Here is a 25,576-nt window from a genome sequence, read left to right on the forward strand (position 1 = left end):
TCCTGGAGAGATAACTCGGAGCTCCTCTACGAGAGCCACCTGGCCGGTGAACTCACCTTTGAGCAGCAGCGCCTCCAGCGTATCCTCCGTTTCTCCGAGGTCGCCGGGATCAGTGTGGAGAACGACGACGAGGCCTGGGCGCTGTTCCACGGCTACCAGCGGGAGTATCAGCGCTATTGGAGGGCCTTCGACGACGTCGCTGCGATCATTGCTCGCCTGGAGGAGGCCGGGCTGAGCATCGCCGTTGTCACCAACGGTCCTGAACAACAGCAGAAAGCCAAAGTCGCCCATCTCGGCTTGGGCCGCCTACCAGTGATCGCCTCCGGAGCCTTGGGATTCAGCAAACCTGACCCACGTATTTTCAAAACCGCCTGTCAGGCTGTCGACCAGCCGGCAAAGAACTGCCTCATGGTCGGCGACAACCCTACAGCCGATGTGGTCGGCGCACAGGAGGCCGGACTCGGCGCGGTCCTGCTGGACCGACACGGGAACACCGGCAAAGCGCATGCCCGCCTCCCGGTGATCACCACCCTGGCCCATCTACGTTGACTCTGCAAGACATGAGCGGTCCCCGTCCAGACATGATCAACGAGGACACTCTCAACGGTCGTCGTAGTCCCCAGGGTCGGCTACGAGCTCCACCTTAAAGCGCTCGGCGTTCTCCGCGAATGCCGCATAATAGTCGGGCCCTCCCGCGAATGGGTGCCGGTCCTCATAGAGCCGGTTCCAACCATGCCGTGAAAGTTCGTTCCACAGCGCGTCGACATCCTCACGAGTGCCGGCGTGGAAGGCCAGGTGGTTCAAGCCCGCGCCACGCCGATCATGGGCCGGCGAATTCAACGTCTGCTCCAGAACTACATAGGTGTCACCGAGGATCCAGCTGATCCCTTCTGGCCATCGCTGATACTCCGTATAGCCCAACCGGTCCAGCAACCACTCCCAGCTTGCTGTGGAACCTTCCACATCCAGCACTCGCAGCTCAATGTGATGCACGGTGCCAGAGACAATGCGCCGCGGCAGGTTCTCCAGTAGTTCTGACACAACGTCATCGACCGCACCGAATGCCGTGTCGATCACCATGTGCGGGTCAGTCCACGGCGCATAGTCGTGTTGACGTTGAACGACAGCCTCCCAACTGGGTTCACCGACCTGCTCAAACCCACGGTTCCGGCCAACCAGCCGGCTCTGATGTGCGGTGTTGTCTGAGCAGATCAATACGACGAAGTGCAGCTCAGCGTCTGCGCCACGGGCAGCACGTCGCCAAGTCTCACGGGCCGGTTCGCTGTCGTTGACCGCGTCCACCACGACGTCGGTTCCCGCCCTGAGACTCGTCTCGGCAACGGCCCTTGCCGCCTCGTACGCCGCAACTCCGGCGGTCCAGCCGCGTTGAACACCGGAAGCCAATAGCGCCTCTTCCACCGCGTCGATCGACACATGGACCGCCGACAGCGCAGCGGCCGCGCGTTCTGCCACAGCGCTCTTGCCGGTTCCCGGCAGTCCTGAGATCACGATCAACCGCGGGCACCTCATACAAGCTCCCTGCGTATGGCCTCAGCTGAGGCCCGCAACGATTCTCTCGAGCGGCCCTCCCACAAAGCTTCCACAACGAACCCGTCCCCTTCATAGCGAGGAAAGATGTGGAGATGCGAGTGGAAGATCTCCTGAAAGGCAGCCTCTCCATCGGCGAAGAACAGGTTGATTCCCTCACATCGCAGCTGGGAAGCTCTCAAGGCTCGAGCGATGCTCTGGGCAACACGCATCATGTGAGCGGCCGTCGCCTCAGGCAGATCAATCAGTCCGACGTGGTGGCGACGCGGAATGACAAGAACATGGCCATCCGTCACGGGATTGATGTCCATGAACGCGATAACACCGTCGTCCTTCCACACAACATCAGACTCCGAGGGATCCTCAACAATCCCGCAGAATACGCAGTCCTGATTCTCCATGACGTCAAGCCTACGTCGGCATATTCCGCGATCCAGGCATCCTGCGTAGGATCGGGGCTATGACAACGACGATTCAGCTCAACTCTGGTGCCCATATCCCGCAGATCGGGTTCGGGACCTCGCAGCTGGCAAAGCCTGCTGAATCTGTGGCTGAGGCGCTCAGGGCCGGTTATCGGCATATCGACACTGCGCAGATGTATAAGAATGAGGCCGAAATCGGGCAGGGTCTTCGTGCTTCTGGGGTGTCCCGTGAGGAGGTCTTCGTCACCACTAAGCTCAACAATCCCCATCACGATCCCGCTGATGCGCACCGCACTTTCGCTGAGTCGTTGGAGCGGCTCGGCCTCGACTATGTGGACCTGTTCCTCATCCATTGGCCGATGCCGTTTCTGGAGATCGACTACGTGGACACCTGGAAGGCGGTGATCGAGCTGCTAGAGTCTGGCCGGACCAAGTCCATCGGTGTGTCGAACTTTCAGCCCGATCATCTGGAGCGGATCATCGAGGCCACCGGGGTGGTCCCGGCAGTGAACCAGATCGAGGTCCACCCCTATTTCGCCAACAACGAGCTGCGCGAGTTTGCCAAGGCTCAGGGCATCGTCATCGAGTCCTGGAGCCCGCTGGGCAAGGGCGATGAATTCGGCGATCCGATCATCACAGAGCTTGCTGGGAAGCACGGCAAGACCCCAGCACAGGTGATTCTGGCCTGGCATCTCCAGCGCGGCGACGTCGTCATCCCCAAATCTGATACCCCGCACCGGATCAGTGAGAACCTGGAGACGCTGGGCTTCGACCTGCCGGAGCAGGACGTGGCCGCCATCGACTCCTTGGACAAAGGCGAGGAGGGCCGCCGCAGCCCGCACCCCAACGAAGTCGGCAAGTAGTCGCTGATGAGCAGAGCGCAGGTTCCGCAGAGCGCGATTGACGCCAGCCTGTGGGTCATTCTGGGCCACAGCCTAGCCGATAAGACTCCCCCGTCTGCCGGTTCACAACCAGTGCCCGCGGAGGCCTCCGAAGCCGTGGGCCGGATGCTGGCCGAACAAGGCTCCGCTGAGCTGGAGTCCGCAGTGCTCGAAACCATCCGGGCCGGCCTGCATGCACTGGGGCGGGACCCGTCCCTGACGCTTTCTGCTTCTCGCTACGACGCACTGCGCGGGGAGTTCATGGACTCCCACCGCATTCATGCCGGCAAAGGCAGAACCTTGTGGCCAGTGGGCAGCACCACCATCCTCAAGCGCGCCTCAGGATCGTGGTCGCAGGCCCTGGCCCACGCCGGCCTGGCCGTCTCAGCGGAGACCCGGCCGGCCGGCTTCGGCCGAGCGCGGTTCACCTCCGAGCAGTTCAGCGCCGCGATCTTCGACTTCACCTCCCAGGCGCTGCGTGAAGGCTCCTCCACCAGTTACCAGAATTATGTGGCCTGGCGGAAGCGTCAGCAGCAAGCTGGCCGTACTGATCTACCCTCGGGACCGGCTATTCGCAACAGCTTTGGCAGCTGGAGTGCCGCACTGGATCAGGAGGGCACCTCGGCGTAGCGGTCAGCGCAGCGGCACAAAACTGTAGGGACCGTGCCGGGTGATCACGACGCCGTCGGAGGTTCTCTCTACCCGCAGCATCTCTGCTCCGACGGGGATGACCATCAACCCGCCCTCGGCCAGCTGGTCTATCAGCTCCTCGGGCAGCTGCTCGGCGGCCGCGGAGACCAGGATCCGGTCGAAAGGTGCTTCCTTCGGAGCTCCAAGCACGCCGGGCTGCGCCTGACGCACCTGGGCCCATGGCATGCCATAGGCAGCCACAGCCGTTGAGGCCCGCTGAGCGAGTTCGGGAACCAGCTCGACGCCGCGCACCCGCCCGGTCTCCCCCACCAGATGGCCCAGCAGCGCGGTGGTCCAGCCCGATCCTGCGCCGAGATCAAGCACGCTGTGACCAGCCTGCACCTGCAGCAGCCGCAGCATATTCGCCACCGTCCGCGGCTGGGAATTGGTCTGGCCATAGCCGATGGACAGTGCCTGATCCACTCCGGCCAGCGCGCGCAGCTCCCCTGGCAGGAAATCGGCGCGATCCACTGTGCCCATGGTCTGGGCCACTGCATCAGGACCGGACCTGCGTCTCATGCCTTCATACTGGTCGCCGCCGCACCCCAAGGTCAATGTCTAGGCTCACCGATGATCTCCACAGTGGCGCCGAGAGCCTCGTAGGTGGACCGTGCCCGAGCGTCTCTGGTGGCTAAAACCGCATCATGCTCGCAGGCTGCCAGCGCCACGAGACCGTCATAGGTGGCGCCCCCAGCAACGCCGTGGTGAGCTAGCACCTGGTGCACGCTCTGCGCGCTCTCCGATGAGAGGACCAGCGGCTGTGCGAAGTTGCCCTCAATCAGCTCCACAGCATCCCCCGGGGCCAGCCGGGCGCTGCCCGGCAGACGCGTCAGGACCGAGTAGGTCTCAGCCAGAGCGTGTCCGCTCACACGCAGCTCGCGACCTGCCGCCCAGGCGTTGACCACACTGTGTGCTGTGTGAGATTTGGCAAGCAGGGGGATGGCAACACTGGTATCCACAACCCGTGCCGGCTTGCCCGTCAACGCCGGCCCGAGTCGATCAGGGCGTACATGACATCGTCGGTCACCTCAGTCTCCCCGTGAGAGACGAGACGGCTGTCTTCGGTGCGCTCAAGACGCGCCGTTCGACCCCCAGGAGTGATCTGTAGGCCAGAACCGTAGAAGGAGATATCCACTGTGGAACCAGCTGCCAGCCCCAAGGCGTTCCGGAGATCTTTGGGCAGGAGCAGCCGCCCACCCGAATCAATCTTTGCTTCCATGGGACTACTTTACCATCATAATCCCATTCTCCGATCTGTGGACGCTGAAGATCAGCAGATGCCGATAGACTGACACGCCGTCCCAACCCACTCCGTTGACCACCGCTGCCCACCACTGAGGAGTCTCCTGCTGATGAGCCCGCATCTGCTGTTCCGAACTATGGCGATCGCCGAAGCCGTGTCTTGGACACTGCTGATCGGCGGCATGGTTCTGCGCGCCAGAGCCGAGTTGGACATCGCCGTGACCATCGGCGGCGGAATCCACGGTTTCGTCTTCCTGGCCTATGCGGTGACAGCGGTGCTTGTGTCGAAGAATCAACGGCTCGGACCTTGGCCCACATCCGTGGCCGTAATCAGCGCGGTCATCCCCTACGCCACCATTCCGGCAGACCAGTGGCTGACCCGCACCGGACGTCTTACCGGCCCGTGGCGGCGCCACCGCACCGATGATCCGAAGGATGCGCACTGGCACGACAGGCTTTTCCGGACGGTGATCAGGAACCCTGTGGCCAGTTGCTTGATTCTGCTGCTGGGCGTCGTCGTGGCCTATCTGGTTCTGCTGTCTCTGGGCTCACCGCTGGACAGACTTCCCAACCGATAGGTCATATCTATGGGCCCGCGAACCACATGGCGAACCGGCGGCCCCAGGCTCCGCGAGGAGGGCGGCAGAACCTGAACTGGCCCCGTGGCCGCCCTCTGCGGCTGTCTGACGCGATGTCAGTGGTTGGTCAGGCCCGCCGCTTTCTTGCTCAGGTGTTCCAGCTCCGCCCGGTTGCGGCACAGCCCGATCGCCTCCGCGTAGGCCGCCCGCGCCTCGGTGATCCGACCGGCCCGGATCAGCAGTTCGGCCCGCACGGCAGCAGGGCGGTGGCTTCCCGGGAGACTCAGTCCCTTCAAGGCAGTGAGGCCGGCCTCGGGGCCGCTTGCTTCGGACACTGCGACGGCACGTGCCAACCTCGCCGCCGGAGACGGCAGGATCTGCAACAGCAGGTCATAGTGCCCGACGACGCGACCCCACTGGATATCGTCCATCGTTTCCGCCGTGGCATATTCCGCAGCGATCCGCGCCTGCATCACATACGCCGCTGCCGTGACGGAAAGGCCTACCGAGCTGTTCACCTCACTCAGCAGTGCAAGTGCCTCGTCAATCTCTTCATCGTGCCATTGAGAACGATCCTGGTCAGCGAGCAGAACGAGCTCACCATCTGCGCCGACACGGGCCTCCCGGCGGGAGTGTTGCAGCAGCATCAGCGCGAGCAGCGCCTTGAGCACAGGCTCCTCCGGGCACTGCTCCAGGACGACCCGGACCAGCCGGACCGCCTCGGCTGCCAGGTCGGCGCGGAGCAGGTCGGTTCCGCTGCCGGGGGTATAACCTGCGGAGAAGGCCAGATAAGCAGTCTGGGCGACGCTGTCGAGCCGCGCCGGCAGCACATCCGCGCCAGGGACCTCGAATGCGATTCCGGCGGAGACGATCTTCTTCTTGGCTCGGGTGATCCGGGCCGCCATCGTCGCTTCGGGCACCAGGAACAGTCGGGCGACGTCGTAGGTGCTGATCCCCAGAACCAGACGGAGAGCAAGAGCGCTGGCCGCCTGGGCCGGCAACACCGGGTGGGTGCACATCAGCACCAGGCGCAGGACATCGTCTTCGACCAGATCCCCGGGGTCAGCCATCATCCCTGCCCACGCTGCCCTGCGTTCGGTCTCGGTCCCCAGCAGCTGCTCCCGGCGCCGGCGCATGGTCTCAGACCGCAGCCAGTCCAGTACGCGGCGGCTGGCGACGGTATTGAGCCAGGCCGCCGGACTATCCGGCACCCCCTCTGTGGGCCACAGCCGGGCAGCGGCTTCGATGGCATCACCGAGTGCGTCCTCGGCCAAGTCCAGCCGGCGGTATCTCGCCACGAGCAGGGCGATCAAGCGTCCCCACTCCTGGCGCACCACGCGCTCAAGCGCCGAGTCAGTCACCGGATGATGGCCAAGCACCTCATGAAGGCACACCCTCCGGGCCTGCGGTGCGCTCTTCGGATGAGACGGTGCGGCGGATCTCAACCGCATCACCGACCGCTGCGATGATCTTGCAGCATTCGACCAGATCGTCCAGATCCTCGGTCTCCACCACGTAGAAGCCGCCCAGGTGTTCAGCGGTTTCCGCGAATGGGCCATCTGTGAGGTGCTCTCCACCAGGCATCACCGTCTTGGCCTGTGCTGAGGCATGCAGTTCAGCCCCACCGGTGATGCGATGGTGACGCTTGGTGAGCTCCTCCTCAAAACGGGTGTACTCCGAGTAGCCTGCTTCTCGCTCCTGCCGGCTCATCGTGGTCCACCACCTGTCGGTATCGCCGACGATCCCCACCATGTATTCCGTCATATGTCCGGTCCTCTCTGCTCTGGGACGTTTCTGTTCAACACCCCGGGCCGCGGTCACGACCTCACCATCATGACGGATGAGCACCCGGGGAATCGACAACCACCGCCGCATGATTGAGGAAACTATCTCCGGACCATGTTGCTCTGGGGTGCAATTCTGCCGACGGGTTCATGTGACAGCGGATCGCTGCCCAAAGGCCGGACCTGGTCAGGTCGCTGATACTGGCATCCACCGCCCAGTGGATGGATGCCACGGCAACGCGCATCGTCGAGGCTCAGGGATACCTGCACGGCGCAAACCTGGAAAGCCCACTCAACAAAAAAGCGTCGCGCAGTTCCTCCGAGACGTCCAGTAGAGAGCCCAGAAGCCTCTACTGTACGACGACGTTGTCGGTGACATAACCGTCTAACGAGAGGGTAGCGGTGTAACTCAGGATACCCATGCGGCCTCACCCTCTCAGCTATGACTGACTATGCCTGGAGCACGGTGCTGCTGACCCTGAACTCGACCACGTCGTAGATCACAAGCGCCGGCTGCGTGAGAACTGCCTCTTCGACCCGGCGCTTGTCGGTCCGAGGACGAGACCGTCGGACATGGGCGTTGGGGCCTGACGGCTCCTTGGCACGACCCCGATTTGAAAGTCGTCGTCGTAGACGACATCGCCGGGATCATCGGACAGCACGCTGTCGTGCTCGACGCCGTGTGCTCACAGGATGCGTCTGAGCGCTTCGATCCGCTCAGCCATCGATTCCGGAATCGGGGTCTTGAACCAAGTGATCGCCCCGATCGTATTGCCGTCTTCATAGAACGGCGGGTTCGGCAGATGCTCCTGGAACCAGTCATCGATGTCAAAGAACCGGCCCTCCTGCTCTGAATTGAGCACTCCGGCGCGGCGGAGATGATCCACTGCGCCGAATACCCCGACCTCTACGCCGAGACGCCCTCGATAGCGCACCTGAATCCGCACGAATCTCTCCATAGATACGTCAGCCCCTTCTTACCCCCAGATGCTAATCCGCGCCTGAAATCGAAGATTTCACCGTCGCACCGCAGTTTTCAGTGAACGAAGATGCAGAACAGGTGACCGGCCGGATCGGCGTAAACCCTCAGTGGTTCCTCCGAGTGCTCGGTGCGGTCAAGCATCAGTTTCGCCCCGAGGGCGAGGGCACGCTCATGCTGGGTGTTGAGTGCGGCGACGTCGTCGACCGTCATGTCAAGGTGCATCTGCTGCGGCACCCCTGGTTCAGGCCAGGTGGTGGCAGGCAATTCATCGACCCGCTGAAAAGCCAGACCGCGCTCTCCCGATGGCTTCAGCAGAACCAGCCAGTCAGACTCCTCAAACCCTTCATCTCCCGGCCGGTAGCGGTATCCGAGCAGCTCACGGTAGAAGTCGGCCAGCTGCCGCGGGCTGACGCAGTCGAGAACTGGCTGCAGAAGCTGAGGATACTCGACATCGATCGTGGTCACGGCTGCCTCTTACCTCACGAGGGTGATTCTTTGCAGAACCCCACCACACTAGCCTTCGCAGTGATGACTTTCAGGGATCATCTGCAATCCTGCCTGAAGCACGGTGCTGGCGCAATGGTTTACTTGCAGGATGAAGGAAATGGTCGTGGTCACCCACGGCGGGACAGCAAGCATCGTGATCGCCTACTGGATCGGCATGCCTCTGAATTCACTCAGTGTCGCCAGCTTCCGCCTGAGCCCGGGAAGCATCACGCATCTCAGAGAAGACGACTACTTCCACAACCGTGCTGTTGATTCTCTCAGCGACACCACTCATCTCACGAGTTGAACATCAAACCGGACACCGACGTGGCTCCAGGGCTGAGCCGCTACTGGTGCCCACTTTGATCGCCCAGCACGACATCGCGTGTGATCTCGGCATGGCCGAGGTGCTGGCTAATTTCCTCGAGCACATGCGCGAGCACGCCTTCACAGGAACCGGTCCAGAACTCCTCACGCCCGGCTGGGACAGCGACGGGAGCAGCGGCGAGATTCGTCTGCCCCACATCAGCCAGGAACGCCGCTCGCGACGACGCGGTGAGCTTCAGCACCTCTGCCACAGGCATGGTGGCCGTAAATTCGGCGTCGCGGTCTCGAGGCACCTCAATACCGAGGTTCACAGTCGACGACCAGCGCCGCATCGCCCCGCAGCAGTGGACCACCAGCTGCACACCGGAGTTGCTGCCCTTCACCGGCAGCACGGCGTTGGCGGCGTCGTCGTCCATTCTCGACACCAACTCCACCAGCTGGTCGAACTTGTGCAGAATCAGCCTCACCAGAGGGCTCTCAGCAGCTGTTCCAGTCATCTTCTGCTCCTGCCGTTCTCGCTGCGGGTCATGTCAGGCCTTCTTCACCACGGAGGACTTCAGCTGCATGGGGCCGGAGCCATCGACCTTGCAGTCGATGTCATGGTCACCCACGCCGTCGACCAAGCGGATATTTCGCACCTTGGTGCCCACCTTGATCGGGCCTGAACCGCCTTTGACCTTGAGGTCCTTGATCACGGTGACCGTGTCGCCGTCGGCGAGCACGTTGCCCACCGCGTCCTTGATGACCCGCACCTGGGGTTCCTCCTCGGAGTCAGCCTCTGCGAACCATTCATGGGCGCACATGGGGCAGACCAGCAGCGCGCCGTTCTCATAGGTGTCTTCGCTGCTGCATTCTGGGCAGTCGGGCAGCTGATCAGACATCGGTCTCCTCAGCAAGAGTCAGAAGAGTGGATTCCTGATCAAGAGTACCCTTATGCCCATGTACACCCAGCTCGTAGGCGCTGTGCTCAGCAGGCTCGGTGCCACTTCCACGCATCGCGATGCCGACCAGCGGCTTCACGAGGCCGGCTGGCCGTCGGTGGCCACGGAGTCACTGGCTAAAGCTGTCATGAAGCGGTTGATCTCCTTGCGGCTTCGTAGACGGTAGAAGGTCAGCCGCTCGTTCTGCGGGTCAGCCATCGCCTCTTCGTACCGCTTTTGGACCCGCGGGTACGAGGACCACGCCCACCGCAGAATCGACTCGTCACCGCGCCAGAACATGAGGCCACGCCAGTTCTCGCGATTGCCGTTCCACAGTTCCTGACCGGTCATCGCACGATGAACCGTACGACTGAACGACTGCCACATCACCCGCCCGCGGGACGGGTTGACCCAGACCACCGTATCCGCTTGCTGCCAGACGAGAGTGCCGAGCTTGCCCTGGTAATTTCCATCAACCACCCACGCCTCATCATCCTGCGTGGCCTGCTGGACCTTCTCGCGCAGCTCCTCGGAAGTGGCCTCCGACCAGTTCGGCCCCCAGAACAGCGCATCGAGTTCAATATGCGGCACCCCGAGGATCTCGGAGAGTCGTTGTGCCACCGCCGACTTGCCCGAGCCGGAGCTCCCCACCACCGAGATGCGGCTCATCCCCGGCAGATCTTGGAACTGGGCAGAACTCTTCATGCGCCTTCCTTTCACTCATTCATCTAAGAGCCGCTACACCACGTTGACCCCATCGAGCATATTTCACACGGTGCGGTTCTTCAGCCACAAACGGTAGTTGCGCAATGCGCGACGTTGCAACAGAGTCTCCTTGAGCAGGGCGATCTTGGGATTGATTCCTGGGCGGGTGCGCCGACCGGCCCCCACACGTCGGAGCTGCTGCCGCACGCGGGCCATGCCTGCAGCGGAGGCAATAGCTTTATCTTTGATCCGCACCGGCTTGAGCTTAACCTTCTCCTCGGCATCCTGACGCCATGCGTTCGGCAGATCCGGGTTGGCGGCCAAAGCGCTGCCCATGCCGACAAGCGCGACGCCGCTCGCTAAGACCTCCTCAGCCACCGGCCGCCGGGCAATCCCTCCGGTCAGCATCAGCGGCAGCGGGCTTGTCTTCGCCAACTCTTCGGCCAGCGCCAGGAAGTAGGCTTCACGGGATCGGGTGCGCTGGTCACCGTCCTGCCCGGTCATGGCAGGGGCCTCATAGCTTCCCCCGGAGAGCTCGACGAGGTCGACTCCCCAGGGAGCGAGCATCTCGATCACTGTCGCGGCGTCGTCAGCGTCGAAACCGCCGCGCTGGAAGTCAGCCGAGTTCAGCTTGACCGCAACGGTGAACGAGGGGGCGACCGCGGCCTGGATCGCCCGAACAGTGTCCAGAAGCAGCCGTGCCCGGTTTTCCAGGCTGCCGCCCCACTGATCAGCGCGCTGGTTGGCCAGCGGCGAGAGGAACTGGGAGAGCAGGTAGCCGTGCGCAGCGTGGATCTCCACGCCGTCGAACCCTGCCTCCTCCGCCCGGCGGGCCGTCTGCGCGAAACGCGTCACGGTCTCTTCGATCTGCTGCGCGGTCATCTCTACCGGTTCTGCGAACCGTTTGCTGTTCTTGCCCATGCTGAGGGGAATGGCCGAGGGCCCCCAGGCCACTCCAGGCATATCCGCGCTCATCTGACGGCCGGGGTGGTTGATCTGCATCCAGACTCGCGCGCCTCCGCTCTTAGCGGCGGAAGCCCATTGGCTAAACGGCTCCAGCGGAGACTCCGCATCCAGGACCACACCGGCCGGTCCGGTGAGCGCCTCGGCGTGGACCATGACATTGCCGGTGATGATCAGCCCGACCCCGCCCTGGGCCCAACGACGGTAGAGCTGGAAGAGAGACCTGCCGGGGAGCTGGCCGGATGCGGCCATATTCTCCTCCATGGCGGCCTTGACCAGCCTGTTGGGGACCGATGAGCCGTTCGAGAACGTGAACGGCTCGAAGAGCGGTGAGGTCTGCTGCATGCGCGCGGGTGGGTTGAGGGCTGATGCTGCCGATGGCATGATAGCTCCTGAATAAGGTATGTTTACATTGCTCACATCAATGTAGGAGAGGGAAGTAAGCAGTGTCAACTTTGGCGAAGGATTCCTATCACCACGGCGACCTGCGGGCCTCCCTGCTCGCGGCGGCGATGCAGATGCTCGAAGCCGGCGAGCCTTTCTCATTACGGGCCATCGCCCGCCAGGCGGGGGTCTCCGCGACAGCTCCCTACCGCCATTTTGCCGACCGTGACGCCCTTGAGTCGGCCCTGGCCGCGCAGGGCCTGCGCGACCTGCTCGCCGATCTGACCAACGGTCGCGAACTTCCGAAATCTCCCGCAGACCTGGGTGAGCTCGCCGTCGTCTATGTGGGGTTCGCCCTGCGCCGCCCGGCACTGTTCAGGCTGATGTTCGGCAACGCCTGCGACGAGGGCAGCGAGGAGCGTGTGGAAGCTTCCGCACAGATCCACGAGCTGCTGCAGACCTCAATGCTGCGGGTCTTCCCCGCCGCGGAGGCAGAAGCACTGGCCGCGGCCGGATGGGCCCTGGCTCATGGACTGGCCTATCTGCACATGGACGGCAAACTCCCGGAGATGCCGGACGATGAGGTGGCCGACCACGTGCGTGCCGCATTCCACGCGATCCTGACCGCCCGCGCTTCCCCCGACTACCCAGACCCGACTGTCCCGAGAAGGAAATCATGACCAAGCGCATCTTGAACGTCGTCACCAACGTCGGCCACTACGACGACGAGTCCCACCCCACCGGACTGTGGTTGTCCGAGCTGACGCATGCCTGGCATGTCTTCGAAGAGCGCGGCTTCGAACAGACTCTGGTCAGCCCGCAGGGCGGTGCTGTGCCGTTGGAACCGCGGTCGTTGAAGTTCCCGAACTACGACAAGACCGCCAAGGCCTGGCATCACGAGCCCAAGAAAATGGCCCTGCTGGAGAGCACGGCCAGCCCTGAGGAGATCGATCCGGCCAACTTCGACGCCATCTACTACACCGGCGGGCACGCGGTCATGTACGACTTCCCCGACAACCAAGGGCTGCAGCGCATCTCCCGGGAGATCTTCGAACGCGGCGGCATCGTCTCCTCGGTCTGCCACGGATATTGCGGCCTGCTCAACATCACGCTGTCGGACGGCTCGTATCTAATCGACGGGCGCAAGCTGACCGGGTTCGCCTGGACCGAGGAGGTCCTCGCCCGCGTCGACAGGCTCGTGCCGTACAGCGCCGAGGAGGAGGCCAAGAAGCGCGGCGCCCTCTATGAGAAGTCCAAGGTGCCGTTCAAGTCGTACGCGGTGGTCGACGGCAATCTGGTGACCGGCCAGAACCCCGGCTCGGCAAAAGAGACCGCCGAGAAGATTGCCGCGCTCCTGTAGCTCACGCCAATCTGCTGTCCTGCTGCCGCGCTCAGAACTCTGACGGCAGGATCCGTCCGAGATGATCGACGTCTTCGGCGACCGCGGCCGCGCGCTGCTCCTCGCCGGATTCGGCATAGCCCCAGCGCACCAACACCGCGGGCACACCGTGCATGGCCGCCCCGTGAACGTCGTGGTTTCGGTCACCGATCATCACCGCGCAGGAGACGTCTGCACCAGACTCAGCCAGGCCGGTCAGCGCCGAAGCCACCACATTGGCCTTAACCTGCACCCCGGGGAGCTCCTGGGAGTCCTGGTAGGTGGCTCCACGGATGACGGTGAAGTACTCCGTCAGCCCGGCACCGTCCAGGATCGGCTCAGCCATCTCCTGCAGCTTCGCTGTGGCCAATCCGAGCGGTATCCCCGCAGCGTGCCATAAACGAATCAGCTCGGCGATGCCCGGAAACAGCGGGACATGGATCATCCGCGGGCGATACCGCGCCCGGTACTCGACCACCACACGGTCCAGGTCAGCCTCCGGCACCGTACTGAATCTCGCGAAACCCTCCCGAATGGGCGGTCCTACGAAACGCAGCAGCGTCGCGGCGTCGGGCACTGGGTATCCGCAGACCTCCAACGCCTCGGCGATCGAGCCGGTGATTGCCGGGGCCGAGTCGGTGATCGTGCCGTCCAGATCCAGAACGACGGCGCTTGCCCGGGCGGGCAGCTCAAGGGCAGGAACAGCAGGACTCGCGGCAGCGGGGATGTGCATAGACACAGCCTATTCGCTCCTCAAGAGCTTGCGCTGCCAGGCGCCCTCCAGACTGGCCGCCCGGAATCCGATCCGGACGTTGATGGCGAGCATGTGCTCGTTCTCGTCCGCGTTCCAGGTGTGGATGCGCTCCACCTTCGGATGCTCACGTGCCAGATACTCCAGGTTCGCGGCCTTGACCCACAGCCCGAGCCGCTTGCCGCGGTGCTCGCCGTGCACCAGCGTTTCGTCCTGGTATGCGGCCGGTTTGCCCTGCGGAGACTTGATGATGGTGAAAGCGACCAACCTCCTGCTCGGGACATGTTCGGCAGCGGTCAAGACGTAGTCCTGCTTGGCTTTGGCCAGCAGCTGGTCACGGCGCCGGACCCGCTCAGCGTCCCAGGCCTCCTCTTCAAGTTCCAGTCCGCCCTGCGGCACGTCCACGCTCATCCGCCGGTAGAGCTCTGCCAAGGCGTCCAGCCATTCGGCCGGCGTATCGTCTGCCCACTGCACCAGCCTGTAGTCCGGGCCCGCCTTCTGCTGCGCCTCAGTCTGCCAGGCAGCGGTGTCCTCCGGCGCGACCGGCAGGACAAGCGTGGAATGCCGCTCGACCTGCTCCAGGGTGAATCCGTGCCGGACGGCGAAGCGGCTGATGGCGTCGACGGCGATGACCCCGGACTCGGTGGGCGGGATCAGCCTCTCCTCACCCTCGGCTGGTTCACGGTTGATGGACCATGCCGTCACCGTGGTGCGTCCGGCCTGCCGGAGTGTCTGCTCGGCAGCCTTCCACAGGGCTGTCCCGATGCCGCGGCCACGGTGCTCAGCGGCCACCGCGACGTCACTGAAAGCCAGGTGGAGATTGTCGGTCAGCGGCAGGCCGAGGAAGGCGAAGCCGAGATAGTCAGCTGTGTCGGTCGGTAGGCCCAGTTCATCGGTGACAGCATCCTCAGCAACCGCGGCGAAGACGTGCTTGCGCTCCTCGCGCTGGTCCACGAGGGGCGCGAACATGCGGTCGGGAGGGGTGATCAGGTCCTCGTGGCCAAGGGCCTCCCGGTGCACTGCAGCCTCCAGTTCGGTGTGGGCCACCAGCCATACCGGCACAGGGCCCTCCGCGGTTTCAGGAATGCGGATCGAAACGATGCGGTAGGAGGTCATGACTTGATACTTTCAGCCAGAGCACAGCCGGTCCAGGGATTCTCCTGCTTCCTTTGCCAGCGGCTCGGAGCTCCTGCCCATAGGTATCCATACGTTTGCACAGTTCAGAGCAGGAGGTTGACCGCACCGACGGCGGTGAGCACCAGCACCAGGCGCTCGAAGAGTTTCTGGGAGATGCGGCCGGCGAACCAGCGGCCGATGAACGCGGCGACGACCACCATCGGGATCAGGGTCGCCGAGATCAGGAACACCTCCCAGTTCAGCAGTCCCAGCCCGATGTGGAAGGGGATCTTGGAGACATTGACCGTGAAGAAGAAATACGCCGTGGTGCCCAAGAACGTTGTCACCGGCAGCCGCATGGCCAGCAGGTACATGCTCATCACCGGCCCTCCGGCATTGGCCACCATGGTGGTGAATCCCCCCAGGGACCCGAACCCGTAGCCGGCCAGTCTGCCGGGCTTCGGCTCCCTCTCCTGCACTGTACGGGCACGACGACGGCGCCAGAGCGTGAAGCCCAGGAGGGCCAGCAGGATCACCCCGATGACGCGGCGGACGGCGCCGTCAGAGGCTGCACCGAGGAACACCGTACCCACCGCGACGCCGATGATGACCGGCCAGATGAGCCTCCGCAGGATGGTCCAGTCCACTGTCTTCCGGTACATCCATATGGCGAAGAGGTCGCCGACGATCAGAAGGATGAGCAGTGCGGCTGTGGACTCACGAGCCGGCAGAACGGCGGCGAAGAGCGCGACGGCAAGTGTCGCCGCTCCGGGCAGCATGGTTTTCGAGGCCCCGACGATCACCGCTGCGCAGCCCAGCAGTGCCCAGCCAGAGGCATCGAGTTCAATCACTGGGCAAGCCTACTGTGCCTACGGAGGGCCGCACAGGTGGCGTCAGAAAGCCCCAGCGAGGGCGAAGAGCCCTGCCGCCAGGCCGAAGCCCATCACGCCGATCGCGGTCTCCATGACGGTCCAGGTCTTCAGCGTGGTCTTGACGTCCATGTCGAAGAACTTGCTGATCAGCCAGAACCCGGAGTCGTTGACATGGGAGGCGATCACCGAACCGGCGGCGACGGCGATCACCATGGTGGCCAGCTGAACCTCGTTGTAGCCAGCGGCTGTCACAGCGGTCGAAAGCAGGCCTGCCGCCGCGGTCAGAGCCACAGTGGCCGAGCCCTGGGCGATGCGCAGGGCCCCGGAGATGAGGAACCCGGCCAGGATCAGCGGGATGCCGAGGTCCTCCAAAGAGCCGGAGAGCGCATCGCCGATTCCTGAGGCGCGCAGCACCCCTCCGAACATGCCGCCGGCGCCGGTGATCAGGATGACCGCACAGACAGGCCCCAGGGCGTTGTCCATGATCTCCTGGATTCCGGATATTCCGCGGCCGCTGCGCACGCCGAGAGCGAAGATCGCCACAATGAGAGTGAGCGTCAGGGCTACCGGGGTCTGGCCGATCATCAGCAGCACGGCGTACCAGGGGGCCCCGGCCTGGGCTTCGCTGATCACACCGGCGGAGAAGAGGGTCGTCAGGCCGGTGTTGAAGAAGATGAGAATCATCGGCAGAAGCAGGACCGTGATGACGGTGGAGAACCGCGGCGGATTGGCCTCGGCCTCCTCACTGGCCTGGCCCAGAATGACGGGGATCGGCAGTACGAAGCGTCGTCCGGCCCACAGCCCGTAGAGATAGCCGGTGACGTACCAGGTCACCACCGCGATCGGCACGGCGATCAGTAAGACGATGCCGACATTGGCGTTGAAGAACTCACCGGCCGCAACCGGACCCGGGTGCGGCGGTACAAAGATGTGCATGACCGAGAAAGCACCTGCGGTGGGCAGCCCATAGAGCAGCAGCGATCCACCCAGACGGCGCCCGACAGCGAAGACCACTGGCAGCATCACCACCAGTCCGGCGTCGAAGAAGATTGGGAAGCCGAAGAGGAGTGAGGCCACCCCGAGGGCGAACGGGGCCCGTTTCTCGCCACAACGGCTGATCAACGCATCGGCGAGTACCTTGGCACCGCCGGAGACTTCGACCAGCCGTCCCAGCATTGCGCCCAGACCCACCAGCAGCGCGACTGATGCCAGGGTGGAGCCGAAACCTTCGGTCAGCGTTGGTACGACATCCTCGGTGGGGATGCCGGTGGCGACCGCTGTGAGCAGGCTGACCACGATCAGGGCGAGGAAGGCGTGGACTCTGAAGCGGATGATGAGGATGAGCAGCACGGCGATCGACGCCGCGGCGATGCCCAGCAGCGGGCCGGTGCCCAGGCTTTGGTCCCAACCGTCAGCGGTCATGGGGTGGTCCTTTCGTTCAGGTGCGCTTTGAGCCAGCGGACGGCGGCGTCGACCAGCTCTTCTGGGGTGGAGTCATTGATGATGCGAATGCCTGGCTCATCGGGCTGTAAGGGCTCCAGCGCGGCCAGCTGGGAATCCAGCAGGGAGGGCGGCATGAAGTGCCCGGAACGGTGCGCCAGCCGGTCTTCGAGCCGGGGCCGGTCGACATCGACGTGGAGAAAGAGCACCTCACCGTCAGCGGTGCGCAACAGATCCCGGTAGGAGCGTTTGAGCGCGGAGCAGGTGATGATGCTGCCGGCCTCAGCACGACTGCTCATCCAGTCGCGGAGAGCGCCCAGCCAGGGCCATCGGTCCTCATCGGTCAGCGAGGTGCCGGCAGACATCTTGGCGATGTTCTCCGGCGGATGGAACTCATCGGCCTCAGCGTAGGGAGGCCCCAGCTGCTGGCTCAGTGCCTCGGCCAGCGTTGTCTTGCCGGTGCCGGAGACGCCCATCACCACGATGTGGTGGCCCGGGGGTCCCACCGGCCGGTGAGCGGCGCGGATAGGCTGAGGGGTGGGATTCGTCATCGAATGCCTTTCATGTGATGCAGGACACTGTCAATTAAAATATCATCTTTTGTGGTTAAACGTATGATCTTTTGAAAGGGATGTTGTGCCGGATAAGCATGCACACCGGTTCGGAGCCTCCAGCGATGCGGTGGCCCGAGTACGTCAGCGCGGCCTCTCCGATGCCCTGGGCAAGGAGATCGTCACCGGTGATCTGGCGCCGGGAAGCGTGCTGACCCTGGAATCTCTTCAGGAGCGGTTCGGGATATCCCGGACAGTGGCTCGCGACGGGGTGAAGGTTCTGGAGTCCCTTGGCCTGCTCTATTCCAAGCGCAGGGTGGGCTTGGTGGTCACCGAACCACGGGCCTGGAATGTCTATGCACCCATGGTGATTCGCTGGCGGCTGGACTCCGACGGCGCCCGTAGGACCTATATCGAACTGACTCAACTGCGTATCGCCGTGGAGCCGGAGGCCGCCGAGCTCGCTGCCCAGCATCGCACCGGCGCTGAGGCCGATGAGCTGCTCCGACTGGCGGCCCGCATGCGCACCCTCGGCGAAGCCGGGGCGCTGGATGAGTTCATGGTGGTCGACGTCGCCTTCCACTGCCTGATACTGGACGCCTCGGGAAACACGATGTTCGCTGCCCTGGGCGACGTCGTCGGAGAGGCGCTGCATGGGCGGACCACACACGGGCTGATGCCGGCCACCCCGATGCCCGAGGCTCTGGACGCCCATGACGAAGTGGCGCGCGCCATCGCCCGCCAGGACCCCGGATTGGCCCGTAGCCAGATGCAGTTCCTGGTCGATGAAGTGCGCGCCGCCCTGGAGCATGACGCTGTCGGCGATGCGCACCTGAGAACACCACTCGTCCCCCGGATAGGCGTGCCCTAAAATAACAGGATGCTCAGACGCCTTGCCGCCCGCGCGTTCTGGTCACTCAGCCGCTGGAAGCTCGTCTCACAGCCTGCGCCGGACCGGCCCACCGTGCTCATCGGCGCACCACATACCTCCAACTGGGACTTCGCCCTGATGCTCGCCATCGCCTGGCGCCTGGACGTCAACATGCGCTGGCTGGGGAAGAAGAGCCTCTTCCACGGATGGCGCGGCCCGATCATGCGCGCGCTCGGCGGCATCGCAGTTGACCGCGCCGATCCCAGCCGTGTGGTCTCCGAAGTGATTGAGCGTATGCAGTCGGGCGAGGTCTTCGGCCTGGTCATCACCCCCGACGGCACCCGCAACGGGCACACCCACTGGAAATCCGGCTTCTACCGGATCGCCCGCGAGACCGGGATGCCGGTCACGCTCGGCTACGTCGATCGCACCACGATGACCACAGGCCTCGGCCCCACGGTCACCCTGACCGGCGAGATCGCCAAGGACATGGATGCCATCCGCGCATTCTATGCGGACAAGGCCGGTTTCCATCCCGAGAACCGCGTTGAACCGCGACTGCGCGAGGAGAGTTGAGGGCCGCGTCGTCGTTCCCTGCCCATGGCCACCTGCGGACAGCCGCGGCCCTGGAAGCAGAGGCGCAGCGACGAGCAGTCACTGTCGCCAAGCTGGTTGCGCCCCTGTTCAAAGAGTGAGTCCAGCTCCGAGTCATGTCTACGCGACCGTTTGCGGCTGCGAGACCGCACCAAAACAGTGAGGTCTGGCCCAGATACCTCGAATCGTGGGCACCGTCCCTCCTTTCAGCTCAGCGCTGTCCCCAGGACTCAGGCACTGGACGTGGGCTCGACCGCGTCACCGTGATCTCCAGGGAGGCCAAAAGAACCCTCGGACAGTACCGGCACGGTGCTCGATGCATTGAGCGCGAGCGCTACGTCGACATCCGAATCGAAGCCCTTGGCGGCGAGCTCGCGCGCACTGACACACTCTCTTACGCGCTCAGGGAGACTTTCACGCACAGCATCGAACAGGTCCAGGGCTGCCGACGCCTCCGGGCTCATACTCTGCCTGTCACCCCGTTGCGCCAGTGCGGAGAGAATAGCGCCCGCGCCAAGCTGGTCTTCGAGCGCGGGCCGCAGGGAGTCGCCGTGGTCCCATCGTTCGCCCGCTGCAATGACCGCCATAGATTCGCCATGGTCGAGCCCCGCCCCCAGCCATTGGGCTACTGCGCTCGCGTTACGCAGGCATCCAGCGACGACTGTGGACCCTACTTCACCCAGCGCTGCTGCGATCGTTGATCCGTTTGGAGAAGGCAGCACCAGACGAGGAACCTGCCGGTACTCGAGGAGGCCAGCCGGTGACAAAGACGGCGCGGGAAGGGCACCGGACTTGGCCGCCTCGAGACGGCCCACAGCGAGCACTGCCTCAAGCTCTCGTGCGAACACCTCTGCTTGCCCGCCCTTTCACCGGTATGGATAGACCTGCATCCCTCTCTCAACCGCGATGCAAACCGAGGTGGAGAAGCTCAGCACATCGACGACGACCGCGATATCAGCACCACTGGCTCGTGCGCCGACCGGCCCCCAGTCGAAACGAATAGGGTAGTCGCGCTGCCCCATCAGGTCAGCTAGGCCGTTCACGTCTCAGTCACCTGCCTCGCTTGCATTAGCACCTGGCACCTGGCACCTGGCACCTGAGGATAGGAGAGACAGGCTACACCGGCCGTTCCCACAGGATCACCTCGAAGAGATCGCCGACTTGGCGTTGTCCCTTGCGGAGAAAGCCAAGTCGCTCGTAGTAACGCGTCAAGCCTGGGTTGGTCAGTGCACTGTCCAAACGGAGATGGGCTCTTTCGCGCTGCTTGGTTAAGCGCGCTGCCCAGTCCAGCAGTTCAGCGCCCAGGCCCTCCCCCGCCCGGGTCACATCAACCATGAGGCCGTGCACATAGACTGCGGTCCCGTCATCGGGGCCCCAGAACTCTGGGTCAGCCCATAAGACCCTCAGTGCGGCGACGACGTGTTGGTCTCGCAGCACATGCCATTCACCCCGATCTACCTGCTCTTGAATCGTGGAAACAGGCACCTCTCCGGGACGCCATTGGTCAATGTTGCGGGAGGCTAGCCAATCTTCTCGTTGCCGGCGCAACTGCCAGATCGGGATGACATCTGCATCTGAAGCCGGTATGGGATCAAGCACTCGACCAGTGAATCACATGCTGTGGCATCGTTCCCGTTGCACGAACCGGGGCTGACGTCCAGATAGTGAGAGCCCTCAGCCGTCTGGGGCGATGCGCATCTCATCTCCTGCCTCAAGCAGGCCGCTTCAGGTCAGCGACGGGTTCGTGAGCCGTGAAGCCAGCCGCCGCGTAAGTCGCAAGGGCTCCAATGTTGGAGGTGTACGTGGCAACCGCAGCGCTCGAGGCTCCCATGTCTTTCAAGGCAGCAGCGCCGGCGATGGTGATAGCGACTCCATATCCGCGCCCGTGGTGATCACGGTGCACGCCCATTGGTTCGATGAGCCCGGGCCGACCGATGCCGGCGCTCCAAACCGTTGTGACGGCAACGGCGTCGTCGTTTCTATCGAACGCGATCAGATGCCGCGCGAGGTGAGAGAACGGTCCTCCGAACATGGTGTCCCACCGCTGCAATAGGCGTCGCTTGTCCGCGTCGCCGAATGGCGTTCCTTTGAAAGCAGACCAGTGCACTGTGACCCAGGCCTCCGCCTGGTCAGGACCAGCTGCCTCAACGCGGATCTCCGTTCGCGCCATCCGGTCCCTGCCGATCGGACGGGACAGGTCACGGTGAAACGGTGTCCACGGTTCACCGGCAGTCCACCCTTGGTCCGACAAGAACCTTTGGAGACTGCGCGCACCTCGTGCTTCGACAGCTGCTTCTCTGGCAGCCAGGACTCCTGAGTCAGGATGGTTCAGGTCTGAGCCGATCTGCTGTGCCAGCTCGTCATCGTGGTGCGCTGTTGGGTCCATCGCGATGCGCAGAACATCTGGCCCATCCAGCATGCCTAACGCAACCATCTTCCCGTTGCGGGACCATACTCGCAGGTCCGCGGCCGTCCTCTCTGCTCCGACCAGTGAATGCCACCCGAGATCCCCCGGGTGGAGTTGGAGAGTCCCCCGGTCAGTCTGCCAATAGCTCAAGTCAACGGCGATCCGACGCAGATCAGTGGCTGCAGGAGTGGCCATCCGGATCAACATGGTGAAATCGAATCGAGTTGCGTCGGGATCGCTTGAAACAGTGTGATGGCAGCCCTCAGGAGAGCTCGGAGAGAAAGGACAGGCTGCGCTCGAGGATGAGGCCGGCTGATTCGGAGTCATAGTTGTCCAGTGACGAGTCGGAGAACAGGTGCGCCGTGCCGGAGTAGAGGAAGAGTTCGGCGACCGGCGTCGAGTCGGCAAGTTGGCGGGCGAATTCCAGATCTTCGGCGAACCACTCGTCGTCCACTCCGCCATGGATCTGCACCGGCAGGCCCTCGGGCCACTGGCCGAACTCCGAAACCGGCAAACAGGATTCGAGGAAAAGCGCGCCTACGGCGCCCCTTTGGGTTTGTGCGAGTTTTTGTGCTGGCATCACGCCCATCGAAAAACCTGCATATACCAGTTCCCTGGACAGCGATTCCGCCGCATCGACGCCCCGGGCAAGGACGTTGTCGAACCCGATCTGCCGAGCATGAGCGACACCAGACTCGAGATCGTCGAACGTACGTCCGTCGAACAGGTCAGGGACGTGGACGGTGTGCCCCGCAGCGCTCAGCTCGTCAGCAAAGGCCTGCACGCCCTTGGTGAGTCCCTGCACATGGTGGAACAGGATGATCTCAGACATGGCCCGCCTCATGATCTAGAAGTGTCGAACGTCCTTGAACGCTAGTAAGTCCGCTCATGAATGGCAAGGGTTCGCCTATGGCCCGAAACCGCCGATGACTCCCCGAGGCTTACACGTTGAAGCGGAGCTCCACCGCGTCGCCGCGGTGAGAAGCATCTGGTCGTGGAGGCGCCATGTCGAAGCAAACTCTAGAGTTTGCTGTCATCCTGCAGCCACATTCGCAGTCAGCCGATGTGGACCATTTTCGCCGTCAAATTCTCTTGTCCAGAAGCCCCTGCGCGCGCATGTTGACGAGATTCTGCTGAGGAAGCTCCAGGTATTCATGCGGGTGATCCTCATGGCCTGGTGATGTGCTTCGATATGAGCGCAGCCATCCTCAGGCGGTTGATGTGGGCGGGAACCGGAATGCCTGTGCTCTTACGGGTGAGACTCTGAGCGATTTGGTGAAGAATCCCAGCAGAGTCCTTCCTGAAGCCGATCAGACTGTCATCGCCTAGTCGCCAAGGGACGTCGGGGTGGGCTTCGCGCACCTCGAGCAGGGAATGCAGATCCACGAGATCCTTTTTCGAGTTGCGGCCCTTCCAGCTGTGGGCCTTGTGCACAAGGGCCGCTTCGAGGTCAGGTATACGAGTGGTGTATTCGACGGTTTGACCGTCGAACAGCGCGGCTGTGACGTTGATGAGAAGCGGCGCGGAGGACAGGACAAAACTCAGTTCGGGCAGCGTATCTACTTCGCCGATTCCGGGGACGTACTGGGTTCTCATTCCTGGCGCCGGACCGTGCCGGGACAGCAGCAGGTTGACCTCGACTCGCTGCTCAGAATCCAACATCTTAAAGTAAAGGTTGCCGCCGCTCTTCGTGAAATTCTGCGCGATCAGGCTTTCGCTGATCGATCCGATGACCCTGACATCGTCAACAGCGGCATCAGCATCGAGTGTGGATCGCAACTCAGCGTTGGCTGTCGGATAGACCTGGAGAAGGAGCCGAACCATGTGACCGCCTACGATCCGATAATCACCGCCGTCCCCTACTGCTCTGGCGATCTCCTGTTGGCCCAGATAGCCGAGAGCATCGGCGTTGCTCATCGCGCGGACGTGAACATCGATGGGCCGGCTCATCACGACACCTTTGCAATGAATGTGCCGAGGTGTTCAGCAGCGGCATCACTGTCGAGTTCAGGGCTATGTGCCAAGTCCCAGTAGACGATCATCGCATCAGCGAGTGTCGAGTTATCTGTCCCTTCAGGTGCGGAGAAAAGGTCGAGCAACTTCCAGAGACTAGGGTCTCGCGGGGTGCAAACAGTGAGCGTTGCCTCGTTGATCGGCGCGGGAACGAAACCGTCATCAGATAAGTCGATGGGGATGCTGACATAGATGCGGCCGCGTGTTGGGAGCTTCCACGGAGCATACCGATCCGCCGCCATGTCACCACTGACGAGAGGTTGAGCATCGAGGAAGTTCGCCACGTCGACGGCATTGGTCACCTGTTCAGCAATCGGATCGAGGCTGTACCACCCGAATTCCTGGCCACCGGGACCGATGTACTCGTCTCGCCAGTGGTTGAGCAACCTCGATCGATCCCTAGCGACAAGGCCATCACCGTGATCGATGACCAGGTCCCCCAGATAACGCGCCGCGTTGGAGACTGACTGTTGGCTGGTTCCGAGCATTTCCGCGATCACCGGTTGCCGTGCGGGCTCTGCAGCCAACAGTAGGTAGCGCTCAACTGCCCATCGCGTCCAAGCCGGTCGCCGAGAACGGACATCAGGGCGCTTCGGCGCGAGGTTTTCCTCGGCTTCGTAGGAGACGCCGGCATGGATGAGCCGGATCGGCTCTGCAGTAAGTATGTCGATCTTCCCCTGCTTGGCACGTTGAACCACACCTTCAGTGGCCGTCCTGCCGACGAGCAGGGCGCGAGGGGCCGCGTCGTGGTGAGCGATGAGGTTGCGTACGGCATGGGCGTTGAGACGCTCTTCGGGCTGGGCAGGCGCAACTTCGAAGAACGAGCCATCCGGAGCGCCAAGCAACCAGGTCGTCGCCGACGCGCCCTCGGCGATGCTCACATTGAGCTCGCGCAGGAGCGAGACGATATCCACAGCCACTAATCCTCCAACAAGCTTTCTCCCATAAGATGGGCTTTTATTTGTTGGACAAGTTCACCACGTTCCTGGTATTACGTCCATGTTGATTCTGCGAGCAGGTGTCAGCGAACTTCTGCGTGGGAGTCTTTATTGTCCTTGGTGCCGAAGGCGCGGGATTGCGACAAAACCACCACCGTAGCCGAGAACCATCTGGACTCGAGCGCAGGCCGGTTGAACCGGACTCCGGTTCAGCGTGAATGCCCAGGCAGCCCTACAGGATCGCCCTCATCGCTGGCCATTGGGTTGCCACAAAGCCAACCCGCTCGTACATGCGTCTCCCGGTCTCCGTTGCCATCAATTCGGCCCGCTCCACCCCTGTTCCACGGGCCCAGGCCAGGACAGCATCAAACGCCTCTCTTCCATATCCCGACCCCCGATGCTCGGGGAACGTGCACACGTTGCTGATCAGCACGTCCCGTCCGGTAGGACACGCCGGCGACGGGGCCGCATCGCGAATGGCACCGACGGCTGCAGCTACCACCTCGCCGTCAGCTTCAACCACAAAGATCCCGTAGTCGGGATGATTGATACGCTCCGCAAACCAATCACGAGCCTCGTCCTGCCACTCCGGAAAATGCGCCTCCACACCCATAGCCCGGAACATCTCCACTCGCAGTTCGACCAGCGCCTGGACATCGTCAGCAGTTGCACGGCGGAAGCAAACCGTCCGTGACACGTCGTCGCTCGCTCCAGATGTTTTACTCACGTATCA

35 protein-coding genes are annotated in these 25,576 nt (G+C 63.1%); 9 read left to right on the top strand and 26 right to left on the bottom strand.

From position 1 onward, the window contains the following. Window positions 1-81 precede the first annotated feature (81 nt). Complete coding sequence (locus DVO78_RS00430) at window positions 82-549, top strand: HAD family hydrolase (protein WP_274380726.1); 468 nt, start codon at window positions 82-84, stop codon at window positions 547-549. Window positions 550-600: 51 nt separating this feature from the next. Here the strand turns inward: DVO78_RS00430 and DVO78_RS18210 are convergent, their stop codons facing one another. Together DVO78_RS18210 and DVO78_RS00440 are read right to left on the bottom strand one after the other, a co-directional pair. Next, the gene (locus tag DVO78_RS18210; protein WP_338016557.1) at window positions 601-1,509 is read right to left on the bottom strand and encodes an AAA family ATPase; all 909 of its coding nucleotides are present in this window, start codon (window positions 1,507-1,509) and stop codon (window positions 601-603) included. A gap of 17 nt (window positions 1,510-1,526) precedes the next feature. Beyond that, complete coding sequence (locus DVO78_RS00440; protein WP_120002847.1) at window positions 1,527-1,949, bottom strand: HIT family protein; 423 nt, start codon at window positions 1,947-1,949, stop codon at window positions 1,527-1,529. 59 nt (window positions 1,950-2,008) lie between these two features. On the opposite strand from DVO78_RS00440, the gene DVO78_RS00445 reads away from it, so the two are divergent. After that, window positions 2,009-2,833 carry an aldo/keto reductase gene (locus DVO78_RS00445; protein ID WP_120002848.1) on the top strand — a complete coding sequence of 275 codons (825 nt, stop codon included), beginning with the start codon at window positions 2,009-2,011 and terminating at the stop codon, window positions 2,831-2,833. 6 nt (window positions 2,834-2,839) lie between these two features. Continuing rightward, the gene (locus DVO78_RS00450; RefSeq protein WP_120002849.1) at window positions 2,840-3,481 is read left to right on the top strand and encodes a hypothetical protein; all 642 of its coding nucleotides are present in this window, start codon (window positions 2,840-2,842) and stop codon (window positions 3,479-3,481) included. A 3-nt stretch (window positions 3,482-3,484) separates the two neighbouring features. Here the strand turns inward: DVO78_RS00450 and DVO78_RS00455 are convergent, their stop codons facing one another. From DVO78_RS00455 to DVO78_RS00465, 3 genes are read right to left on the bottom strand one after another with little or no spacing between them, the layout of a single operon-like run. Then, a complete protein-coding gene (locus DVO78_RS00455) occupies window positions 3,485-4,060 on the bottom strand; it encodes a protein-L-isoaspartate O-methyltransferase family protein (RefSeq protein ID WP_120003140.1) in 576 nt (191 codons plus the stop codon). A gap of 32 nt (window positions 4,061-4,092) precedes the next feature. Further along, window positions 4,093-4,500: a PIN domain-containing protein gene (locus tag DVO78_RS00460; protein WP_238385056.1), complete on the bottom strand. Its 408-nt coding sequence runs from the start codon at window positions 4,498-4,500 to the stop codon at window positions 4,093-4,095. Between the two features lie 20 nt (window positions 4,501-4,520). Then, window positions 4,521-4,760: an AbrB/MazE/SpoVT family DNA-binding domain-containing protein gene (locus DVO78_RS00465; RefSeq protein WP_120002851.1), complete on the bottom strand. Its 240-nt coding sequence runs from the start codon at window positions 4,758-4,760 to the stop codon at window positions 4,521-4,523. Window positions 4,761-4,893: 133 nt separating this feature from the next. On the opposite strand from DVO78_RS00465, the gene DVO78_RS00470 reads away from it, so the two are divergent. Next, entirely contained in the window at window positions 4,894-5,361 is a 468-nt protein-coding gene (locus DVO78_RS00470) for a DUF3817 domain-containing protein (protein ID WP_338016540.1), read from the top strand. A 116-nt stretch (window positions 5,362-5,477) separates the two neighbouring features. On the opposite strand, the gene DVO78_RS00475 is transcribed toward DVO78_RS00470, so the two are convergent. The 4 genes from DVO78_RS00475 to DVO78_RS00490 all read right to left on the bottom strand — a co-directional run bounded on the left by DVO78_RS00475 (window position 5,478) and on the right by DVO78_RS00490 (window position 8,592). Further along, complete coding sequence (locus DVO78_RS00475; RefSeq protein WP_238385057.1) at window positions 5,478-6,674, bottom strand: RNA polymerase sigma factor; 1,197 nt, start codon at window positions 6,672-6,674, stop codon at window positions 5,478-5,480. A 67-nt stretch (window positions 6,675-6,741) separates the two neighbouring features. Continuing rightward, window positions 6,742-7,125: a YciI family protein gene (locus DVO78_RS00480; RefSeq protein WP_120003141.1), complete on the bottom strand. Its 384-nt coding sequence runs from the start codon at window positions 7,123-7,125 to the stop codon at window positions 6,742-6,744. Window positions 7,126-7,831: 706 nt separating this feature from the next. Further along, window positions 7,832-8,104: a hypothetical protein gene (locus DVO78_RS00485; RefSeq protein ID WP_157983774.1), complete on the bottom strand. Its 273-nt coding sequence runs from the start codon at window positions 8,102-8,104 to the stop codon at window positions 7,832-7,834. A 77-nt stretch (window positions 8,105-8,181) separates the two neighbouring features. Further along, window positions 8,182-8,592: a VOC family protein gene (locus DVO78_RS00490; protein ID WP_420799037.1), complete on the bottom strand. Its 411-nt coding sequence runs from the start codon at window positions 8,590-8,592 to the stop codon at window positions 8,182-8,184. 139 nt (window positions 8,593-8,731) lie between these two features. On the opposite strand from DVO78_RS00490, the gene DVO78_RS00495 reads away from it, so the two are divergent. Next, complete coding sequence (locus DVO78_RS00495) at window positions 8,732-8,920, top strand: histidine phosphatase family protein (protein WP_202912036.1); 189 nt, start codon at window positions 8,732-8,734, stop codon at window positions 8,918-8,920. A gap of 40 nt (window positions 8,921-8,960) precedes the next feature. Here the strand turns inward: DVO78_RS00495 and DVO78_RS00500 are convergent, their stop codons facing one another. The 4 genes from DVO78_RS00500 to DVO78_RS00515 form a co-directional block, all read right to left on the bottom strand. Then, the gene (locus tag DVO78_RS00500) at window positions 8,961-9,437 is read right to left on the bottom strand and encodes a mycothiol transferase (protein WP_120002856.1); all 477 of its coding nucleotides are present in this window, start codon (window positions 9,435-9,437) and stop codon (window positions 8,961-8,963) included. A gap of 33 nt (window positions 9,438-9,470) precedes the next feature. Beyond that, window positions 9,471-9,821 (bottom strand): zinc ribbon domain-containing protein YjdM, encoded by a 351-nt coding sequence (locus DVO78_RS00505; protein ID WP_120002857.1) that lies wholly within the window; start codon window positions 9,819-9,821, stop codon window positions 9,471-9,473. Between the two features lie 135 nt (window positions 9,822-9,956). After that, window positions 9,957-10,565 (bottom strand): P-loop NTPase family protein, encoded by a 609-nt coding sequence (locus DVO78_RS00510; protein ID WP_202912037.1) that lies wholly within the window; start codon window positions 10,563-10,565, stop codon window positions 9,957-9,959. Between the two features lie 63 nt (window positions 10,566-10,628). After that, entirely contained in the window at window positions 10,629-11,912 is a 1,284-nt protein-coding gene (locus tag DVO78_RS00515; RefSeq protein ID WP_202912038.1) for an NADH:flavin oxidoreductase/NADH oxidase family protein, read from the bottom strand. Window positions 11,913-11,974: 62 nt separating this feature from the next. Here DVO78_RS00515 and DVO78_RS00520 point away from each other — a divergent pair, with 62 nt between their 5' ends. Together DVO78_RS00520 and DVO78_RS00525 are read left to right on the top strand one after the other, a co-directional pair. Beyond that, window positions 11,975-12,592: a TetR/AcrR family transcriptional regulator gene (locus tag DVO78_RS00520; protein ID WP_120002858.1), complete on the top strand. Its 618-nt coding sequence runs from the start codon at window positions 11,975-11,977 to the stop codon at window positions 12,590-12,592. Beyond that, window positions 12,589-13,272, top strand: a complete 684-nt coding sequence (locus tag DVO78_RS00525; protein WP_120002859.1) for a type 1 glutamine amidotransferase domain-containing protein — start codon at window positions 12,589-12,591, stop codon at window positions 13,270-13,272. The genes DVO78_RS00520 and DVO78_RS00525 overlap by 4 nt, the downstream gene beginning before the upstream one ends. Window positions 13,273-13,303: 31 nt before the next feature. Here the strand turns inward: DVO78_RS00525 and DVO78_RS00530 are convergent, their stop codons facing one another. The 5 genes from DVO78_RS00530 to DVO78_RS00550 all read right to left on the bottom strand — a co-directional run bounded on the left by DVO78_RS00530 (window position 13,304) and on the right by DVO78_RS00550 (window position 18,020). Further along, window positions 13,304-14,023, bottom strand: coding sequence for an HAD hydrolase-like protein (locus tag DVO78_RS00530; RefSeq protein ID WP_120002860.1), 720 nt, complete (start codon window positions 14,021-14,023; stop codon window positions 13,304-13,306). 9 nt (window positions 14,024-14,032) lie between these two features. After that, entirely contained in the window at window positions 14,033-15,157 is a 1,125-nt protein-coding gene (locus DVO78_RS00535; protein WP_120002861.1) for a GNAT family N-acetyltransferase, read from the bottom strand. Window positions 15,158-15,261: 104 nt separating this feature from the next. Beyond that, on the bottom strand, window positions 15,262-16,008 hold the full coding sequence (locus tag DVO78_RS00540; protein WP_120002862.1) for a sulfite exporter TauE/SafE family protein: 747 nt from the start codon (window positions 16,006-16,008) through the stop codon (window positions 15,262-15,264). Between the two features lie 42 nt (window positions 16,009-16,050). Next, on the bottom strand, window positions 16,051-17,451 hold the full coding sequence (locus DVO78_RS00545) for a GntP family permease (RefSeq protein WP_120002863.1): 1,401 nt from the start codon (window positions 17,449-17,451) through the stop codon (window positions 16,051-16,053). Then, a complete protein-coding gene (locus DVO78_RS00550; protein ID WP_120002864.1) occupies window positions 17,448-18,020 on the bottom strand; it encodes a gluconokinase, GntK/IdnK-type in 573 nt (190 codons plus the stop codon). The genes DVO78_RS00545 and DVO78_RS00550 overlap by 4 nt, the downstream gene beginning before the upstream one ends. A gap of 85 nt (window positions 18,021-18,105) precedes the next feature. Here DVO78_RS00550 and DVO78_RS00555 point away from each other — a divergent pair, with 85 nt between their 5' ends. Together DVO78_RS00555 and DVO78_RS00560 are read left to right on the top strand one after the other, a co-directional pair. After that, a complete protein-coding gene (locus DVO78_RS00555) occupies window positions 18,106-18,891 on the top strand; it encodes a FadR/GntR family transcriptional regulator (protein WP_238385058.1) in 786 nt (261 codons plus the stop codon). A 9-nt stretch (window positions 18,892-18,900) separates the two neighbouring features. Further along, the gene (locus tag DVO78_RS00560) at window positions 18,901-19,467 is read left to right on the top strand and encodes a 1-acyl-sn-glycerol-3-phosphate acyltransferase (protein WP_120002865.1); all 567 of its coding nucleotides are present in this window, start codon (window positions 18,901-18,903) and stop codon (window positions 19,465-19,467) included. Between the two features lie 248 nt (window positions 19,468-19,715). Here DVO78_RS00560 and DVO78_RS17845 read toward each other — a convergent pair whose 3' ends face one another. From DVO78_RS17845 to DVO78_RS00595, 8 genes are all read right to left on the bottom strand, one after another. After that, complete coding sequence (locus DVO78_RS17845) at window positions 19,716-20,333, bottom strand: 2-phosphosulfolactate phosphatase (RefSeq protein ID WP_338016541.1); 618 nt, start codon at window positions 20,331-20,333, stop codon at window positions 19,716-19,718. A gap of 18 nt (window positions 20,334-20,351) precedes the next feature. Further along, on the bottom strand, window positions 20,352-20,528 hold the full coding sequence (locus DVO78_RS17850) for a hypothetical protein (RefSeq protein ID WP_238385059.1): 177 nt from the start codon (window positions 20,526-20,528) through the stop codon (window positions 20,352-20,354). Window positions 20,529-20,601: 73 nt separating this feature from the next. Beyond that, window positions 20,602-21,084, bottom strand: a complete 483-nt coding sequence (locus DVO78_RS00570; RefSeq protein ID WP_338016542.1) for a GNAT family N-acetyltransferase — start codon at window positions 21,082-21,084, stop codon at window positions 20,602-20,604. 112 nt (window positions 21,085-21,196) lie between these two features. Further along, entirely contained in the window at window positions 21,197-22,087 is an 891-nt protein-coding gene (locus tag DVO78_RS00575; protein ID WP_202912040.1) for a GNAT family N-acetyltransferase, read from the bottom strand. Window positions 22,088-22,154: 67 nt separating this feature from the next. Beyond that, window positions 22,155-22,724 (bottom strand): dienelactone hydrolase family protein, encoded by a 570-nt coding sequence (locus tag DVO78_RS00580; protein ID WP_120002867.1) that lies wholly within the window; start codon window positions 22,722-22,724, stop codon window positions 22,155-22,157. A 335-nt stretch (window positions 22,725-23,059) separates the two neighbouring features. Beyond that, window positions 23,060-23,842: a hypothetical protein gene (locus DVO78_RS00585; RefSeq protein WP_120002868.1), complete on the bottom strand. Its 783-nt coding sequence runs from the start codon at window positions 23,840-23,842 to the stop codon at window positions 23,060-23,062. Then, a complete protein-coding gene (locus tag DVO78_RS00590) occupies window positions 23,842-24,819 on the bottom strand; it encodes a hypothetical protein (protein WP_157983775.1) in 978 nt (325 codons plus the stop codon). The genes DVO78_RS00585 and DVO78_RS00590 overlap by 1 nt, the downstream gene beginning before the upstream one ends. Before the next feature lie 256 nt (window positions 24,820-25,075). Further along, window positions 25,076-25,570 (bottom strand): GNAT family N-acetyltransferase, encoded by a 495-nt coding sequence (locus tag DVO78_RS00595; protein WP_202912041.1) that lies wholly within the window; start codon window positions 25,568-25,570, stop codon window positions 25,076-25,078. Between the last annotated feature and the right edge of the window lie 6 nt (window positions 25,571-25,576).

This window comes from Nesterenkonia muleiensis, assembly GCF_003600155.1.
Lineage (GTDB): Bacteria > Actinomycetota > Actinomycetes > Actinomycetales > Micrococcaceae > Nesterenkonia > Nesterenkonia muleiensis.

Excerpts from the sequence above, each read along its gene's own strand:
- DVO78_RS00505 (WP_120002857.1), bottom strand. The coding sequence starts at position 9,821 with ATGTCTGATCAGCTGCCCGACTGCCCAGAATGCAGCAGCGAAGACACC.
- DVO78_RS00525 (WP_120002859.1), top strand. The coding sequence starts at position 12,589 with ATGACCAAGCGCATCTTGAACGTCGTCACCAACGTCGGCCACTACGAC.
- DVO78_RS00535 (WP_120002861.1), bottom strand. The coding sequence starts at position 15,157 with ATGACCTCCTACCGCATCGTTTCGATCCGCATTCCTGAAACCGCGGAG.
- DVO78_RS00545 (WP_120002863.1), bottom strand. The coding sequence starts at position 17,451 with ATGACCGCTGACGGTTGGGACCAAAGCCTGGGCACCGGCCCGCTGCTG.
- DVO78_RS00485 (WP_157983774.1), bottom strand. The coding sequence starts at position 8,104 with ATGGAGAGATTCGTGCGGATTCAGGTGCGCTATCGAGGGCGTCTCGGC.
- DVO78_RS00470 (WP_338016540.1), top strand. The coding sequence starts at position 4,894 with ATGAGCCCGCATCTGCTGTTCCGAACTATGGCGATCGCCGAAGCCGTG.
- DVO78_RS00530 (WP_120002860.1), bottom strand. The coding sequence starts at position 14,023 with ATGCACATCCCCGCTGCCGCGAGTCCTGCTGTTCCTGCCCTTGAGCTG.
- DVO78_RS00585 (WP_120002868.1), bottom strand. The coding sequence starts at position 23,842 with ATGAGCCGGCCCATCGATGTTCACGTCCGCGCGATGAGCAACGCCGAT.
- DVO78_RS00580 (WP_120002867.1), bottom strand. The coding sequence starts at position 22,724 with ATGTCTGAGATCATCCTGTTCCACCATGTGCAGGGACTCACCAAGGGC.
- DVO78_RS00465 (WP_120002851.1), bottom strand. The coding sequence starts at position 4,760 with ATGGAAGCAAAGATTGATTCGGGTGGGCGGCTGCTCCTGCCCAAAGAT.
- DVO78_RS00575 (WP_202912040.1), bottom strand. The coding sequence starts at position 22,087 with ATGGCCACTCCTGCAGCCACTGATCTGCGTCGGATCGCCGTTGACTTG.
- DVO78_RS00495 (WP_202912036.1), top strand. The coding sequence starts at position 8,732 with ATGGTCGTGGTCACCCACGGCGGGACAGCAAGCATCGTGATCGCCTAC.
- DVO78_RS00560 (WP_120002865.1), top strand. The coding sequence starts at position 18,901 with ATGCTCAGACGCCTTGCCGCCCGCGCGTTCTGGTCACTCAGCCGCTGG.
- DVO78_RS00550 (WP_120002864.1), bottom strand. The coding sequence starts at position 18,020 with ATGACGAATCCCACCCCTCAGCCTATCCGCGCCGCTCACCGGCCGGTG.
- DVO78_RS00445 (WP_120002848.1), top strand. The coding sequence starts at position 2,009 with ATGACAACGACGATTCAGCTCAACTCTGGTGCCCATATCCCGCAGATC.
- DVO78_RS00515 (WP_202912038.1), bottom strand. The coding sequence starts at position 11,912 with ATGCCATCGGCAGCATCAGCCCTCAACCCACCCGCGCGCATGCAGCAG.
- DVO78_RS00450 (WP_120002849.1), top strand. The coding sequence starts at position 2,840 with ATGAGCAGAGCGCAGGTTCCGCAGAGCGCGATTGACGCCAGCCTGTGG.
- DVO78_RS00510 (WP_202912037.1), bottom strand. The coding sequence starts at position 10,565 with ATGAAGAGTTCTGCCCAGTTCCAAGATCTGCCGGGGATGAGCCGCATC.
- DVO78_RS00455 (WP_120003140.1), bottom strand. The coding sequence starts at position 4,060 with ATGAGACGCAGGTCCGGTCCTGATGCAGTGGCCCAGACCATGGGCACA.
- DVO78_RS00480 (WP_120003141.1), bottom strand. The coding sequence starts at position 7,125 with ATGACGGAATACATGGTGGGGATCGTCGGCGATACCGACAGGTGGTGG.
- DVO78_RS00440 (WP_120002847.1), bottom strand. The coding sequence starts at position 1,949 with ATGGAGAATCAGGACTGCGTATTCTGCGGGATTGTTGAGGATCCCTCG.
- DVO78_RS00500 (WP_120002856.1), bottom strand. The coding sequence starts at position 9,437 with ATGACTGGAACAGCTGCTGAGAGCCCTCTGGTGAGGCTGATTCTGCAC.